Origin of the sequence: Reyranella sp. (assembly GCF_017305915.1) — a bacterium.
In the GTDB taxonomy this organism is placed as follows: Bacteria; Pseudomonadota; Alphaproteobacteria; order Reyranellales; family Reyranellaceae; genus Reyranella.
In genome coordinates this window covers 234703-249887 of sequence record NZ_JAFKJN010000006.1, presented here as the reverse complement: position 1 = coordinate 249887, position 15185 = coordinate 234703, and the positions used below count along the sequence as shown (strand labels likewise).

Here is a 15185-nt window from a genome sequence, read left to right as displayed (position 1 = left end):
CGCTCCGCGAGGGTCCGGTCGAGACGACGAGAAGTTGGATCTTCCTCAGGGTGAGGGGGTCGGACCTGCTGCTGCGCGCCGGTTGTGGTGCCAAGTGTAGAGGCCGCTCGCGACCACGACCGTAGCCCCGATGATCGTCCAGTGGTCGGGGATGTCGCCGAACACCAGCCAGCCCATGACAGCGGCCCAGACCAGGAGCGTGTAGCTGTAGGGCTGCACCGCGCCCGCCTCGGCATGGTCGAGCGCCTTGATCAGGGCGTAGTGCGCGATCGCGCCGATGAAGGCGACGGCGATCATCATGACCCACGCCATCGCGGTCGGCCATTTCCAGTCGAGCGGGCCGACGAAGCTGGTGGCGATGAAGGCGACGACCGCCGACCACAGCAGACTGGTGCTCGGCTGGTCGTAGCGGGCGTTGAGCCGCGTCAGGAGCTGGTAGCCCGCCCACAGCAGCGCGCCCGCGAGCGGCAGCAGCAACGGCCAGTCGAGGGTGCGGAAGCCCGGCCGCACGATCAGCAGCACGCCGACGAAGCCCGCCGCGACGGCGAGCCAGCGTGCTGTGCCGGCGCGCTCGCCCATGAACAGCACGCCCAAGGCGATCACGATCAGCGGCGAGGTCGCGGCGACCGCGTGGGTGTCGGCGAGCGGCAGGTAGCGGAAGGCGAGCACGAACATCGCGCCCTCGAACACCGCCACCACCGAGCGGAAGATCTGCAGGCCGGGCTTGTTGCTGCGCAGCGCCGCGCGCACGCCCTGCTTGCGCACCAGGAACCAGGCGAAGAAGCAGAGCAGGAAATAGCGCACCCACATCAACTGGCCGACCGAGTAGTCGACCACCAGCGACTTGCTGACCGCGTCCATGCTGGCGAAGCACAGCATCGCCAGCATGGTGAGGAGGGCGCCGAGGGAGGTGTTGTTCTTCATGTGGAGCCTTTTCCTCCCCATTCAGATGGGGAGGTGTCGGCGTAATCGCCGACGGAGGGGTCATGAGCCGCAATCCAATCATGGTGAGGCCCATGACCCCTCCGTCAGCGTAAGACGCTGACACCTCCCCATTTGAATGGGGAGGAAGGGGGCTACTCGGCTGCCACCGCGCGGCGCGCCGGCGGCCGGAAGGCCGGGATGACGCGCTCGGCGAACAGGCGCAGGCTCTTCATCGCCTTGTCGTGCCCGTAGTAGGGCGGGTAGTGCAGCAGCAGCGAGGTCATGCCGGTGCGCGCCTGCATCTCGCGCAGCCGGGCGATCACCGTTTCGGCCGAGCCGTGCAGCAGCGTCGTGGCGAGCAGATCGTCGTAGTTGATCGCGCTGCCCTTCTCGGAGACCGAGCCGAGATAGCCGCTGGTGCCCGAGCCGCCGAAATGGCTGATGTGCTTGACGATCGCTTCCTCGGTGTCGGCGCGCGCCTCCTTGTCTGAATCGGCGATATAGACCCAGCGCGCGATGTCGATGTTGCCCGCCGCCGGGTTCTGGCGCCGCTCCAGTGACGCCTCGGCCAGCTCGCGCTTGTAGAGCGAGGTCTGCGCCGCCAGCGTCTCGACGCCCGGCAAGGTCGACAGCATCAGGCCGAAGCCGTTGCGGCCCGAGTAGCCGATCGAGCGGTCGGTGCCGCCCGCCATGTAGAGCGGCGGATGCGGCATCTGCACGGGATGCGGCAGCATCTCGTAGTCGCCCTGCACCGTGCCGCTGAAATACTTGCCCTTGTGGTCCCAGCGATGGCGGTGCCAGGCGTCGAACATCAGCCCGATCGCCTCCTCGACGCTATCGCGGCGGCCCTCGAAGTCGCGGCCCAGACCGACGAATTCGTACGGCCGGTAGCCCGAGCCGACGCCGAGGCGAACGCGGCCGTTGGACAGGATGTCCACGAACGAGGTGTTCTCGACCACGCGGATCGGATCGTAGAGCGGCAGCGTGATCACCGCGGCGCCGATGTTGATCCGGCTGGTCTTGGCCGCGAGATACGCCATGTAGGCGAAGCAGTCCGGCATGATGCCGTAGCTCGTGGCGAAGTGGTGCTCGGCGATCCAGGCGGTGTCGTAGCCCAGCCGCTCGGCCTCGATGACTTCTTCCGTTGTGCGGGCGTGCACGCCGCGATGCGGATAGGGTTCCTCCTTGGGATTCGGATGGGATGTAAACAGAACGCCGAATTCCATGGTTTCCTCGCGTGTTCGTTGAGTTATCCTAGGCGTCACACCGGAGGACCGCCAATGGCATTCGACCTGCTCGTTAAGAACGGCATGATCGTCGATGGTTCGGGACTGCCGCGCTACCGCGGCGACGTCGGCGCGAAGGACGGCAAGATCGTCGAGATCGGCCGCCTCTCCGGTGAGAGCGCAAAAGAAGTCGTCGATGCCGAGGGCCGCGTGGTCGCGCCGGGCTTCGTCGACGGCCACACCCACATGGACGCGCAGATCTTCTGGGACCCGATCGGCACCAGCTCGTGCTTCCAGGGCGTGACCTCGGTCGTGATGGGCAATTGCGGTTTCACCCTGGCGCCGTGCCGCGCCGAGGAAGCCGACCTCGTGATGCGCAACCTCGAGCGCGCTGAGGATATCAGCCGCGCCGCCATGAAGGCCGGCATCAAGTGGCGCTGGGAGACCTTCCCGCAATTCCTCGACGTGCTCGAGCAGCTGCCCAAGGGCATCAACTATGCGGGCTATGTCGGTCACTGCGCCATCCGCACCCATGTCATGGGCCAGCGCGCCTTCACGGACGAGGCGACCGAGGACGACCTCAAGGCGATGATCCATCATACGCAGGAAGCGATCGCGTCGGGCGCGCACGGCTTCTCGACCACCCGCTCGGTCGCCCACCAGACCTCGGACGACAAGCCGGTGGCGAGCCGGCTCGCAAGCTGGGCCGAATTCGAGGCCCTGGTGAAGTCGATGGGCGGCGGCATGGTCGAGGTCGCCGGCGAGCCGCGCGGCGCCGACGGCCACAAGGCGCGCGCCTACTACGAGGGCTTGAGCAAGCTCGCGATCGAGAGCGGCCGGCCGATCACCTTCGGCCTGTTCAGCCGCCGCAACAACCCGGGCGCGTGGCGCACCACTTTCGACATCATCGAGCGCACCAACCGCGAGGGCGGGCGCATGTTCGCCCAGGTCCACAGCCGGTCCTTGAACGTGCTGCTCTCGTTCGAGACCCACCTGCCGTTCGACAAGTGGGAGATGTGGCGCGACATGCGCAAGCTGCCGCTCGCCGAGCAGAAGCAGTGGCTGCTGAACGCCGACAAGCGCCGACAGCTGGTCGAGATCGCGTCGAAACCCTACGAGGGGCCGACCGTGGTCGGCGCCGAAGCGCGGCCGCCGCAGTGGGACTGGATCTTCGCCCTCACCGACATGAAGGGCCCGCACAAGTCGATGGCCGATCTGGCGCGGATGAAGAACACCCATCCGGTCGAGCTGATGATCGACATGGCGCTCGAGCGCGACATGAAGTTCTTCATGATCCAGCCGGTCGCCAACGAGGACCAGACCGAGGCGCTGGAGCTGATGAAGCACCCACGCTCGGTCGTGACCTTCTCGGACTCGGGCGCGCACGTCTCGCAGATCATGGACAGCTCGCTGCAGACGCATCTGCTCAGCCACTGGGTGCGCGACAAGCAGGCCTTCACGCTGGAGGAGGCGGTGAAGATGATCACCTGCGACACCGCCACCCAGTTCGGCTTCCACGACCGCGGCCTGATCCGCGAGGGCATGGCGGCCGACATCGTGGTGTTCGACGCCGACACGGTCGGCGCGCGCATGCCCGAGGTCGTCACCGACCTGCCGGCCGGTGCCAAGCGGCTGAAGCAGAAGTGCGACGGCATGGCCGCCACCATCGTCAACGGCCAGGTCCTGCTGCGCGACAACGAGCCGACCGGCAACCTGCCGGGCAAGCTGCTGCGCAAGAAGCGCGGTTAACGCCCTCTCTAGCCCTCCCCCTCAGGGGGAGGGTTGGGTGGGGGTGAGCCTCACCATCGACTGGGGATAAGCTTTCGCTCGCGGGCCCTTTCTGGGCAATGGAACGCGATTCGCTCCCTGATTCTTGGGCCAAAAGTTTGCCGCCATTGCCCATAATAGGAGTCTGCGCCGACTTGGGGCAGAGTCGCGCGCATGACGATGCGGTTGCTTCCTCTTGAGAATGTCCTTCGGCGCGGCTCGACCCGACTTCGGTGTTTTTCAGGCCGGTGGCGTGTGGGTGGATTCGTGGACTCCCGGGCGAAGAGCCCGACATATCAAAGCCTTAAGGTGTCCACTCGCGAGTGGACTCGCGTGGACTCCCGCGGAACGCCGTCGTTGAATCCGGCCGCGCGCGCACGACATTTGGGGGCGATTCCTGAATCATGGATTTGAGATCCCTCTTTCACCCGGCCGTCGCCGACTGGTTCGAGCAGCGCTTCGCGCGCGCGACGCCGGCGCAGGCGGACGCGTGGCCGCTGATCAAGAGGGGCCGGCATACGCTGATCGCCGCGCCCACCGGCTCGGGCAAGACCTTTGCCGCCTTCCTGGCCGCGATCGACGATCTGGTGCGCCAGGGCATCGCGGGCGCGCTCAGGGACGAGACGCAGATCGTCTACGTCTCGCCACTGAAGGCGCTCAGCAACGACATCCAGAAAAATCTGCGGGAGCCGCTCGCCGGCATCCGCGAGAATTTGGCGAAGCAGGGCCTGCCGGACGTCGACATCCGCACCTGGGTGCGCACCGGCGACACGCCGGCGGGCGAGCGGCAGAAGATGGGCCGGCGGCCGCCGCATATCGTCGTCACCACGCCGGAATCGCTCTACATCCTTCTCGGGTCGGAATCGGGCCGCAAGATGCTGGCGACCACCCGCACGGTGATCGTCGACGAGATCCATGCCGTCGCGCCCAACAAGCGCGGCAGCCATCTCGCGGTGTCGCTGGAGCGGCTGGAAGCGCTCAGCGGCAAGCTGCTGCGCATCGGCCTGTCGGCGACGCAGAACCCCATCGAAGAGGTGGCGCGCTTCCTGGTCGGTGTCGAAGGCGGCGACTGCGCCATCGTCGACTCGGGCCACAAGCGTGAGCGGGACCTTGCGATCGAGGTGCCCGAATCGCCGCTCGATGCGGTGATGTCGCACGAGGTCTGGGAGCAGGTCTATCGCCGGCTGGCGGCGGTGGTCGAGCAGCACCGCACCACGCTGATCTTCGTCAACACGCGGCGCCTGTCGGAGCGCATCACCAAGCGGCTGTCCGAGCTGGTCGGCGAGGCCAATGTCGCGGCTCATCACGGCAGCCTCGCCAAGGAGCATCGCCTCGACGCCGAGCAGCGGCTGAAGCACGGCCAGCTCAAGGCGCTGGTCGCCACCGCCTCGCTGGAGCTCGGCATCGACATCGGCGACGTCGACCTGGTCTGCCAGATCGGCTCGCCGCGCCGCATCGCGAGCTTCCTGCAGCGGGTCGGCCGTTCCGGCCATGCCGTCGACGGCACGCCCAAGGGCCGGCTGTTCCCGTCGTCGCGCGACGACCTGGTCGAGTGCACCGCCCTGCTCGACAGTGTCCGGCGCGGCGAGCTCGATCGCCTCGAGATCCCGTCGCAGCCGATGGACGTGCTGGCGCAGCAGATCGTCGCCGAGGTCGCTGCCCGGGACTTTAGCGAGGACGAGCTGTTCGCGCTGATGCGGCGCGCCTGGCCCTATCGCGACCTCGCGCGCGAGGCCTTCGATCCGATCGTCGCCATGCTGGCCGACGGCTTCAACACCCGCCGCGGCCGGCGCGGCGCGCTGATCCATCACGACGCCGTCAATCGCCAACTGAAGGGGCGCCGCGGCGCGCGGCTCACCGCCCTCACCGCGGGCGGCACGATCCCCGACAATGCCGACTACCAGGTGCTGCTCGAGCCCGAGAACAACATCATCGGCAGCGTCAACGAGGACTTCGCGGTCGAGAGCCTGGCCGGCGACATCTTCCAGCTCGGCAACCGCAGCTACAAGATCCAGCGCGTCGAGCGCGGCACGGTGCGCGTCGAGGACGCGCAAGGGCAGGCGCCGAACATCCCGTTCTGGCTGGGCGAGGCGCCCGGTCGCAGCGACGCGCTCTCCGCCGCGGTGTCGCGCTTCCGCAGCCATGTCGAGCAGCGCCTGCAGCTCGACCCGACAGGGCAGGACGCCTTGCGCTGGCTGACCGAAGAGCTCGGCCTCGACGAATCGGCGGCCGAGCAGCTCGTCGATTATCTCCGCGCCGGCTTTGGCGCGCTGGGCTGCCTGCCGACAGCCGAGACGATCGTGCTCGAGCGCTTCTTCGACGAGGCCGGCGGCACGCAGCTCGTCGTGCATTCGCCGTACGGCAGCCGGCTCAACCGCGCCTGGGGCCTGGCGCTGCGCAAGCGCTTCTGCGCGAAATTCAACTTCGAGATCCAGGCGGCGGCGACCGAGGACAACATCGTCATCTCGCTCACCGAGGCGCACAGCTTCGCGCTCGGCGACGTGCCGCGCTACCTGCACTCCAACTCGGTGCGCGGCGTGCTCACGCAAGCCGTGCTCGATTCGCCGATGTTCACCACGCGCTGGCGCTGGGTGAGCGGCGTGGCGCTCGCCCTGCCGCGCTTCCGCGGCGGCCGCAAGGTGCCGCCGCAGCTCATGCGCATGCAGGCCGAGGATCTCGTCGGCTCGGTCTTCCCCGACCAGATCGCCTGCGCCGAGAACCTGCCGGGCGACCGCGAGATCCCGGACCATCCGCTGGTCAGCCAAGCGCTGCACGACTGCCTTCACGAGGCGATGGACCTCGACGGCCTGGAGCGCCTGCTGAAGAACATGGAAGCGGGCCGGGTGCAGGTGGTGACGCGCGAACTCACCCAGCCGTCGCCGCTGGCGATCGAGGTGCTGTCGGCGCGGCCCTATGCCTTCCTCGACGACGCGCCGCTGGAGGAACGCCGCACCCAGGCGGTGATGGCGCGCCGCTGGCTTGCGCCCGAGCAGGCGTCGGAGCTCGGCCAGCTCGATCCCGAGGCGATTGCGCGCGTGAAGGCCGAGGTCTGGCCGGACGCGGCCAACGCCGACGAATTGCACGACGCGCTGGTGTGGCTGGGCTTCCTGACCGATGCCGAGGTCCAGGCGAATGCCGGCTGGCGCGACTGGCTGGCTGACCTTGCCCACCAGAAGCGCGCGGCGCGAATCGAGCTCGATGGCTCGGGGTTGTGGATCGCGGCGGAGCGGCTGTCGCTGTTCCGCGCGCTGTGGCCCGACATCGCGACGAAGCCAGCGATTGCCGCACCCTCGGGCTACGACAAGACTTTTTCGCGCGACGAGGCGGTGGTCGAATTGCTGCACGGTCGCCTCGAAGGATTGGGGCCGGTGACCGAGGCGGCGCTCGCCGCGCCGCTGGGCCTGGAGATCACAGCCGGCCTCGCGACCATGGAGTCCGAGGGCTTCGCTATGCGCGGCCGCTTCTCGGCTGGCGTGACGGAGGACGAATGGTGCGAGCGCCGCCTGCTGGCGCGCATCCATCACTATACGATCAAGCGGCTGCGCGCGGAGATCGAGCCGGTGTCTGCGCGCGACTTCCTGCGCTTCCTGTTCCAGTGGCAGCACGTGGCCTCCGATGCGCGCATGGAAGGCGCCAAGGCGCTCGAAGCGGTGATCGCCCAGCTCGAAGGTTTCGGTGCGCCGGCCGCGGCGTGGGAGAGCGAGATCCTGCCGGCTCGCATTTCCGACTATTCACCGAGCTGGCTCGATGCGCGCTGCCTCGCCGGGCAGGCCGCCTGGACGCACCTGCGCTCGCGCAACGGCCGCAGCGACGGCGAACGCCGCGCCGCGCCGGTGCGCTCGACGCCGATCACCATCGCGCCGCGCCGCCGTGTCGGGCTGTGGCGCTCGCTGCTGCCGGCCGATGATGGACGGCCCAGTGCCAAGGCGCGCGCGGTGCTCGATTTCATGACCGCGCACGGCGCCTCGTTCTTCGATGAGCTGGCGGACCATAGCGGCCTGCTGCGCTCGCAGGTCGAGGAGGCGCTGGCCGAGCTGGTGGCGCTGGGCCTCGTCACCTCCGACAGCTTCGGCGGCCTGCGCGCGCTGCTGGTGCCGCCGAGCGAGCGCCGGCCGGGACGCCGACGCCGTCGCGTGGCGGCGCCCCGCATGGACGAGACCGGCCGCTGGTCGCTGGTCCGCGCACCGGCGACCGACAAGATCGATGCCGCCGCGGTGGAGCATGTCGCGCTCACCCTGCTGCGCCGCTACGGCGTCGTGTTCTGGCGCATGCTCGAACGGGAATCGCCCTGGCTGCCGCCGTGGCGCGAGCTGCTGCGCGTCTATCGCCGGCTCGAAAGCCGCGGCGAGATTCGTGGCGGCCGCTTCGTCGCCGGCTTCACCGGCGAGCAGTTCGCCCTGCCGGAAGCGATCGGCACCCTGCGCGAAGTCCGGCGCCAGCCGACGGAGAAGGAATGGACGGTGGTGTCCGGCGCCGACCCGCTCAATCTCGCCGGCATCCTGACGCCGGGGCCGCGCCTGCCGGCCCTGGCCGGCAATCGCCTGCTGTTCCAGGACGGCGTGCCCGCCGGGATGCTGAGCGGCGGCGAGGTCCGGCTGCTGACCGAGGTCGATCCGGCGACCGAGTGGCTGATGCGCAAGGCGCTGATCGGCAGGCCGCAGCTGGAACATTCGAGCGTGCAGCCGCCGCCGGACGCAACTATCGACGCGCCTTGACTTGGCCCCAATGCACCGTCATACACGCGCCGACTCGCGAAGCGCGAGGATACAAGGTTTCTCGCGATTGCGCGACGCGCCCGACCAAACAGGGGCGCTTCATCCCGAGACAATCTCCCAGAAGGAAGAGCCGCCTCCGCCGCGCCGGAGAGTGAGCCAAAAGCCGCTCCAAGCTCGAGCGGCCGTAAGGACTAGTTTCCCAGTGAGTGATGTTTTGTTTGCGGATCTCGGCCTCGCCGAGCCGTTGCTGCGTGCCCTCGACGCCGCCCAGTACACCGTGCCCACCCCCATCCAGGCTCGCACCATTCCCCTGCTGCTGCAGGGCCGCGACGTGCTGGGCATCGCCCAGACCGGCACCGGCAAGACGGCGGCCTTCGCACTGCCCGTGCTGCAGCATCTCGCCGCCGCCAAGGAGCGCGCGCAGCCGAAGAGCCCGCGGGCGCTGGTGCTCGCGCCGACCCGCGAGCTGGCGGTGCAGATCGGCCGCAGCTTCGACACCTACGGACGCGGCCTCGGCCTGCGCCTCGGCATGGTGATCGGTGGTCTGGGCTTCGGCCGCCAGATCGAGACGCTCAATCGCGGCGTCGACATCCTGGTCGCCACGCCAGGCCGTCTGCTCGACCTGATGAACCAGGGCCACGCCAGGCTCGGCAACGTCAGCTTCCTCGTGCTCGACGAGGCCGACCGCATGTTCGATATGGGCTTCATCAAGGATGTGCGCCGAATCGTCGCCGCGGTGGGCAAGCAGCGCCAGACGCTGATGTTCTCCGCCACCATGCCGGGCGATATCTCCAAGCTGGCGCACGAGATCCTGAAGAATCCCGAGAAGGTCGAGATCGCGCCGCAGGGCCGCACCGTCGATCGCATCGACCAGAGCGTCTACTTCGTCAACGCCGGCACCAAGCGCGCGCTGCTCAGCTACCTGCTGGCCGACTCCGCGCTCGAGCGCGTCATCGTCTTCACCCGCACCAAGCGCGGCGCCAACCGGGTCGCCGAGGCGCTGGAGAAGACCGGCGTCGCTTCCGAGGCGATCCACGGCAACAAGTCGCAGAACGCGCGCCAGAAGGCGCTCGACGCCTTCAGCCGCGGCCGCGCTCGCGTGCTGGTCGCGACCGACCTCGCCGCGCGCGGCATCGACGTGCAGGGCGTGACCCACGTCATCAACTACGAGCTGCCGGCCGAGGCCGAGAGCTACGTCCATCGCATCGGCCGCACCGCGCGCGCCGGCGCCTCGGGCATCGCGCTGTCGTTCTGCGACGGCAGCGAGCGCGGCCAGCTCAAGAGCATCGAGCGGCTGACCAACCAGCGCCTCGCCGTGCTGCCGATGCCGGCGAACGAGGACCTGCCGCAGGTCGCGCCGGCTTCGCGCCCGGAGCGCGACGATCGGCGCGACGAGCGAAGCGAGCCGCGCGGCGAGAGCCGTGGTCCGCGCAGCCACCGCGGCGGTCCGCGTCCCGAGCATCGCGGTCATCGCGGCGGGCCGCGTGTCGAGCATCGCGGCCACGGCGGACCGCATCATCACCGCCACGACGACCGCCCGCGTCACGACGATCGTCCGCGCCAGGACGGCGACCCCCAGTGGATGCAGGGCGACTTCCGCGACCAGCCGCGCCCCGAGTCGCGCCAGGAGGAGCGGCCACATCGCGAGCACCATCATCGCGGCGACCAGCCGCACGGCAACCGGCCGTACGGCGACCGCTCACAGGGTGACCGTCCGCACGGTGACCGTCCGCAGGGGCATCGCCCGGAGCATCGCGGCGGTCCTCACGGCCACGGTCAGGGCCCTCGCGGCGACCAGCGTCCAACCCATGGCAGCGAGTCGCAAGCCGAGCGGTCTTACGGCGACCGCGAGGCTCGGCCACAATGGCGCGGTCGCCGGTTTGGCGGCCGGGGTCGCGGCCGCGCCGCCTGACCGACCGGCCCCGCCTGCGGCGGGGGAGCGTCATGTTTCGGTTTTTGATGCGTATCTTCGTGTCGGCACCGTTCTTCGGGCTGGTTGGCCTGCTGATCATGGTGCCGCTGTCGCTCGGGATCTTTGCCGCCTGCCGCGACCTGCTGGCGGGCAAGGATGTCGAGCACATCGCCGAGATCCTCGAAGGGCTGGGCGTCATCCTGATCGGCTGGGGCGTTGCCATCGAGGAGCGCCACACGTTGCGCGAGATGGCGCACCTCGTCGGCTTGCCCGACGAGGTGCGGCAGATCGCGATCGATCGGGTCTGTCATTCCAGCGGTATCGGCCTGCTGATCCTCGGCCTGTTCGCCGAGATCTGCGTCGAGGCTGTCCGCCTGCCCAACGATGTCATGCCGACCGAGGGCATCGACCCGATCATCTGCTGGGTCAGCGTCGTCTTCCTCGCCGCCGGCGCGCTGACGCTGCTCCATCATCTCGGCGTGCTGGTCGCGACGGCGTGGTTCGGCTATCGCCCGGCGCCGCACCGCCAATAGATCAGACGATCCCTTCTTCCTTGAAGATCTCGAGGCACTTGCGCAGCGCGCGCTCGTAGCGGGCGCGCTCCCTGGCCATGCTCTCGTCGTCCCAGTCGAAGAAGCCGCGCTTGGTCTTGAAGCCGATGCGGCCCTCGTCGACGTTCTTCTGCAGCACCGGCGGCGGGCCAGAGGCGTTGGTGAGGTCGGGCCAGATGATCTTGGCGACGGCGCAGGTCGTGTCCCAGCCGGAATGCTCCTTCTGAACGATCGGGCCGGCCGCGGCGTAGCGGAAGCCGAAGCTCAGCCGCACCGTCGCGTCGATGTCCTCGGGCGAGGCGACGCCCTGCTCGATCAGCCACAGCGCCTCGCGCATCAGCGCGCCCTGGATGCGGTTGCCGAGGAAGCCGATGACGTCCTTGCGCACCTGCACCGGCCGCTTGCCCAGCGCCTTCATGATCTCGGCCACGCGCTCGGCCTCCGTCGGGTCGGTGTGGACCGAGCTCACCACCTCGACCAGCGGGATGAGATGCGCCGGCATGAAGAAGTGCAGGCCCATCATGCGGCCCTGCGTCCTCAGGCCCTTGGCGATCGCGCTGATCGGGAAGCTCGAGGAATTCGAGGTGATCGCGCAGCCGGGGCGCGCGAGCTGCTCCATCTCGGCGAACAGCTTCTGCTTCAGCGCGAGGTCCTCGGTCACCGTCTCGACCGCGACGTCGATCTTCGACCAGTCGGCCTCGGGCAGGGTCGCGAAAGTCCGCAGCCCTGACTGGTTGCCGGGCGAGCCCAGCAACTTATCCGCGGGCTTGCCCATGGCGGCCAGCGCCTTCGCGCATGCCGCAGGCAAGCCGTCGCGCGTCGAGGCCGAGCGCGACACGACGTCGACCTTCCAGCCGCCGCCCAGGAACATGGCGATGATGCCCACGCCCATGGTGCCTCCGCCCAGCACCAGGGCATGCTTCGCCGACGGGTGTTCGCGTTGCGGCATTTTTCGACCTCCCAAACTCGACGGACGGCCCCGGCGCGGGGCAAGATCGCCGTTCACCCATAACCCGCAGGGGAAACACATGAGCGGCACCTACAAGGATATCGGCGTCTCGAGCGAAGGTCATGTCGGCGTCGTCGAGATCCAGCGGCCGCCGCACAATTTCTTCGACAATTCCCTGATCAACCAGATCGCCGACGCCTTCGAGGCGTTCGATCGCGACATCAACATCCGCGCCTACGTACTGTGCGCGCAGGGCAAGTCGTTCTGCGCCGGCGCCGACTTCGCCAACCGCCCGCAAACCGGCTCGGCCGAGAGCGGCAAGCATCTCTACAAGGAAGCGACCCGGCTGTTCCGCTCGAAGAAGCCGTCGATCGGCGCCATCCAGGGCCCGGCGATCGGCGGCGGCCTCGGCCTCGCGCTGATGCCGGACTTCCGCGTCGCCTGCGCCGAGGCGCGCTTCGCCGCCAACTTCACGCGGCTCGGCTTCCATCCCGGCTTCTCGCTCACCTTCACGCTGCCGCGCCTGATCGGCCAGCAGAAGGCGAACCTGATGTTCTATACCGGCCGCCGCATCGGCGGCGAGCAGGCCTACGAATGGGGCCTCGCCGACGTGCTGGTGCCGCTCGCCGACGTGCGCAAGGAGGCGATGAAGCTCGCCGCCGAGATCGCGGAGTCCGCGCCGCTCGCCATCCTGTCGACCCGCGAGACCATGCGCCGCGGCTTCGCCGACGGTGCCGAGATCGCGACCGAGCGCGAGCTCACCGAGCAGGACTGGACGCGCAAGACCGAGGACTTCAAGGAGGGCGTCAAGTCCTACGCCGAGAAGCGCCCGGGCAACTGGAAGAGCCGCTAATGGCTCTCCTTGCCGGCAAAGGCGCGATCGTCACCGGCGGTGCCTCCGGCATCGGCGAAGCCTGCTCCGAGACGCTGGCGCGCGAGGGCGCGTCGGTCCTGATCACCGACATCGACGACCTGCGCGGCAAGGAGGTCGTCGTCCGCATCGCCAAGGCGGGCGGCAAGGCGCACTACCTGCGCCATGATGTGCGCGACGAGGCGGCGTGGCCGGGCGTGATCGCCGAGGCCGAGAAGCGCTTCGGCCGGCTCGACATCATGGTCGCCAATGCCGGAGTCGGCATCATGGCGCCGATCGCCACCATGACGCTCGCCGACTGGCAGAAGCAGCAGGCGATCAACCTCGACGGCGTCTTCCTGTCGATCAAGCACGCGATCCCGGCGCTCAAGAAGCAGGGCGGCGGCTCGATCGTGCTGATGTCGTCGATCGCGGGCCTGCGCGGCGCGCCGGGGCTTGCCGCCTACTCGGCGACCAAGGGCGGCGTGCGGCTGCTCGCCAAGTCGGTGGCGCTCGAGCACGCCGAGGACAACATCCGCTGCAACTCCGTGCATCCCGGCATCATCGCCACGCCGATCTGGGAGAAGATCCCGACCGGCGCCACCGGCAACCGCAGCAATGCGCCGATCGATCCGAGCGAGCGCGCCGCCGCCGTCGTGCCGCTGACCCGTGTCGGCGAGGCGCAGGACGTCGCCAACGGCGTGCTGTTCCTGTGCACTGACGCTGCAAGCTACATGACCGGCCAGGAGCTGGTGATCGACGGCGGCATGACCGCCGGTGGACGACCGACGCGCCGCATGTGACCATCTTCCCCCCGGGGAGGTTGTGGCATGAAGGTCGGTGCGTGGGCTGTGCTGTGCAGCGCGGGGCTGCTGCCGAGCCTCGCCGCGGCCGATCCCATCGCCGGCTCGTCGACCCAGGTCGGCGCCTGGCAGGTCACGGCCTATACGCGCGGCGCGGCGGGTCCGTTCGACCATTGCACGCTCTATCGCGTGCAAAGCCAGGGCTTCGGCCTCGGCGTCGGCTACACCGCCCACGGTGTCTGGACGGTGGGTGCCGAGGCGCCGGACTGGGGGCTTACGGCGAAGGAGAGCTACACCGCGACCCTGCAGGTGGGCGGCACGAGCTACACGGCGACCGGCCGTGCCTTCAACGGGCGCGGGATGGGCTTCAGCGTGGCGCCGGAGATCTTCGGCGAACTGAAGTCGGGCCAGCAGTTCACGGTGTCGGCCAACCAGAAGCGCTTCACGATCAGCCTCGACGGCATCGAAGCTGCGCTGCAACGGACCCGCGACTGCGTGAAACAGTACGCGGCGGCGAGCCCAGCCGTGCCGCCTCTGCCGCCGGGCCACGCCGCAACGCTGCCCGGGGCCTCGGGCAGCCTGCTGGTGACCGCGATCCAGTCGCTGCTGACGCGGCTCGGCTACGACCCCGGGCCGATCAACGGCGTCGCCGGGCTCAAGACCAACATGGCGATCTCGGCCTTCCAGAAGAGCATCGGCGAGCGCGGCGACGGCTTGCCGTCGGACACGGTGCGGTCGCAGCTCGAGAAGGCGGTGGCCTCGCGCGCACCCGCCGGCGGCCAGGGCAATGGACCCGGCGGCGTGCCGAAAGCCGTGGGCGCGGGCACCGGCTTCTTCATCGCGCCCGACACCGTCGTCACCAACTTCCATGTGGTCAACGGCTGCGTCGACCTGCGCCTGCGCAAGAACGGCGGCGACCTCGGCAAGGCGCGCGTCGTGGCGACCAGCCGCGCCGACGATCTCGCGGCGCTGCGCGTGCAGACCCAGAGCAAGACCTTCCTCAAGCTGCGCGTCGGCGCGCCGATCAAGCCGGCCGAGCCGGTGCTGGTGTTCGGCTATCCGCTGGCCGATGCACTGTCGTCGGCCGGCAACACCACGCTGGGCAACGTCACGGCGCTGAGCGGCCTGCGCGACGACTCGCGCTTCATCCAGATCTCGGCGGCGGTGCAGCCCGGCAACAGCGGCGGCCCGGCGGTCGACGAGGCCGGCCGCCTGATGGGCGTGGTGGTGTCCAAGCTCAACGCTGTCGCGATCGCGCGCCTCACCGGCGACATCCCCCAGAACGTGAACTTCGCGATCAAGGTGACGACGCTGGTGAACTTCCTCGAGGCGCACAACATCGCCTACGAGCCCGCCGATCCTGCCGCGCGCGAAGTGCCGGCGACCGAGCGCGCCGCCCGCGCCGAGGCGGCCAGCACGCAGGTCGAATGCTGGAAGTGACGCCGAACACCCAGCCGTGACTTGACGCTCGGGCCGTCGACCCAAATA

Annotated in this window: 10 protein-coding genes; 7 read left to right on the top strand and 3 right to left on the bottom strand. The window is 69.0% G+C overall.

The window, feature by feature from the left end; all coding sequences use genetic code 11:
• Nucleotides 1–45: 45 nt before the first annotated feature.
• Entirely contained in the window at nt 46–924 is an 879-nt protein-coding gene (locus tag J0J01_RS03275) for a DMT family transporter (RefSeq protein ID WP_296378745.1), read from the bottom strand.
• A gap of 152 nt (nt 925–1076) precedes the next feature.
• Nucleotides 1077–2150 carry an LLM class flavin-dependent oxidoreductase gene (locus J0J01_RS03270; protein WP_296378744.1) on the bottom strand — a complete coding sequence of 358 codons (1074 nt, stop codon included), beginning with the start codon at nt 2148–2150 and terminating at the stop codon, nt 1077–1079.
• Nucleotides 2151–2204: 54 nt separating this feature from the next.
• On the opposite strand from J0J01_RS03270, the gene J0J01_RS03265 reads away from it, so the two are divergent.
• The 4 genes from J0J01_RS03265 to J0J01_RS03250 all read left to right on the top strand — a co-directional run bounded on the left by J0J01_RS03265 (nt 2205) and on the right by J0J01_RS03250 (nt 11077).
• Nucleotides 2205–3899, top strand: a complete 1695-nt coding sequence (locus tag J0J01_RS03265; protein ID WP_296378743.1) for an amidohydrolase family protein — start codon at nt 2205–2207, stop codon at nt 3897–3899.
• Nucleotides 3900–4321: 422 nt separating this feature from the next.
• The gene (locus tag J0J01_RS03260; protein WP_296378742.1) at nt 4322–8632 is read left to right on the top strand and encodes a DEAD/DEAH box helicase; all 4311 of its coding nucleotides are present in this window, start codon (nt 4322–4324) and stop codon (nt 8630–8632) included.
• A gap of 202 nt (nt 8633–8834) precedes the next feature.
• A complete protein-coding gene (locus tag J0J01_RS03255; protein WP_296378741.1) occupies nt 8835–10544 on the top strand; it encodes a DEAD/DEAH box helicase in 1710 nt (569 codons plus the stop codon).
• A gap of 47 nt (nt 10545–10591) precedes the next feature.
• Nucleotides 10592–11077, top strand: a complete 486-nt coding sequence (locus J0J01_RS03250) for a hypothetical protein (RefSeq protein ID WP_296378740.1) — start codon at nt 10592–10594, stop codon at nt 11075–11077.
• A 1-nt stretch (nt 11078) separates the two neighbouring features.
• Here J0J01_RS03250 and J0J01_RS03245 read toward each other — a convergent pair whose 3' ends face one another.
• Nucleotides 11079–12044, bottom strand: coding sequence for a 3-hydroxyacyl-CoA dehydrogenase NAD-binding domain-containing protein (locus J0J01_RS03245; protein WP_296378739.1), 966 nt, complete (start codon nt 12042–12044; stop codon nt 11079–11081).
• 79 nt (nt 12045–12123) lie between these two features.
• On the opposite strand from J0J01_RS03245, the gene J0J01_RS03240 reads away from it, so the two are divergent.
• Genes J0J01_RS03240 through J0J01_RS03230 form a run of 3 tightly spaced genes read left to right on the top strand, consistent with a single transcriptional unit; the run spans nt 12124 to nt 15137 of the window.
• A complete protein-coding gene (locus tag J0J01_RS03240; RefSeq protein ID WP_296378738.1) occupies nt 12124–12897 on the top strand; it encodes an enoyl-CoA hydratase-related protein in 774 nt (257 codons plus the stop codon).
• Nucleotides 12897–13697, top strand: a complete 801-nt coding sequence (locus tag J0J01_RS03235; protein ID WP_296378737.1) for a glucose 1-dehydrogenase — start codon at nt 12897–12899, stop codon at nt 13695–13697. Before J0J01_RS03240 ends, J0J01_RS03235 begins: the two co-directional genes overlap by 1 nt.
• A 27-nt stretch (nt 13698–13724) precedes the next feature.
• A complete protein-coding gene (locus J0J01_RS03230) occupies nt 13725–15137 on the top strand; it encodes a serine protease (protein ID WP_296378736.1) in 1413 nt (470 codons plus the stop codon).
• The last annotated feature ends 48 nt before the right edge of the window (nt 15138–15185 follow it).

What these genes read in the sequence shown, in the direction of transcription:
- J0J01_RS03235 (WP_296378737.1), top strand. Translation starts at nt 12,897, where the DNA reads ATGGCTCTCCTTGCCGGCAAAGGCGCGATCGTCACCGGCGGTGCCTCC.
- J0J01_RS03265 (WP_296378743.1), top strand. Translation starts at nt 2,205, where the DNA reads ATGGCATTCGACCTGCTCGTTAAGAACGGCATGATCGTCGATGGTTCG.
- J0J01_RS03260 (WP_296378742.1), top strand. Translation starts at nt 4,322, where the DNA reads ATGGATTTGAGATCCCTCTTTCACCCGGCCGTCGCCGACTGGTTCGAG.
- J0J01_RS03240 (WP_296378738.1), top strand. Translation starts at nt 12,124, where the DNA reads ATGAGCGGCACCTACAAGGATATCGGCGTCTCGAGCGAAGGTCATGTC.
- J0J01_RS03270 (WP_296378744.1), bottom strand. Translation starts at nt 2,150, where the DNA reads ATGGAATTCGGCGTTCTGTTTACATCCCATCCGAATCCCAAGGAGGAA.
- J0J01_RS03250 (WP_296378740.1), top strand. Translation starts at nt 10,592, where the DNA reads ATGCGTATCTTCGTGTCGGCACCGTTCTTCGGGCTGGTTGGCCTGCTG.
- J0J01_RS03275 (WP_296378745.1), bottom strand. Translation starts at nt 924, where the DNA reads ATGAAGAACAACACCTCCCTCGGCGCCCTCCTCACCATGCTGGCGATG.
- J0J01_RS03230 (WP_296378736.1), top strand. Translation starts at nt 13,725, where the DNA reads ATGAAGGTCGGTGCGTGGGCTGTGCTGTGCAGCGCGGGGCTGCTGCCG.
- J0J01_RS03245 (WP_296378739.1), bottom strand. Translation starts at nt 12,044, where the DNA reads ATGCCGCAACGCGAACACCCGTCGGCGAAGCATGCCCTGGTGCTGGGC.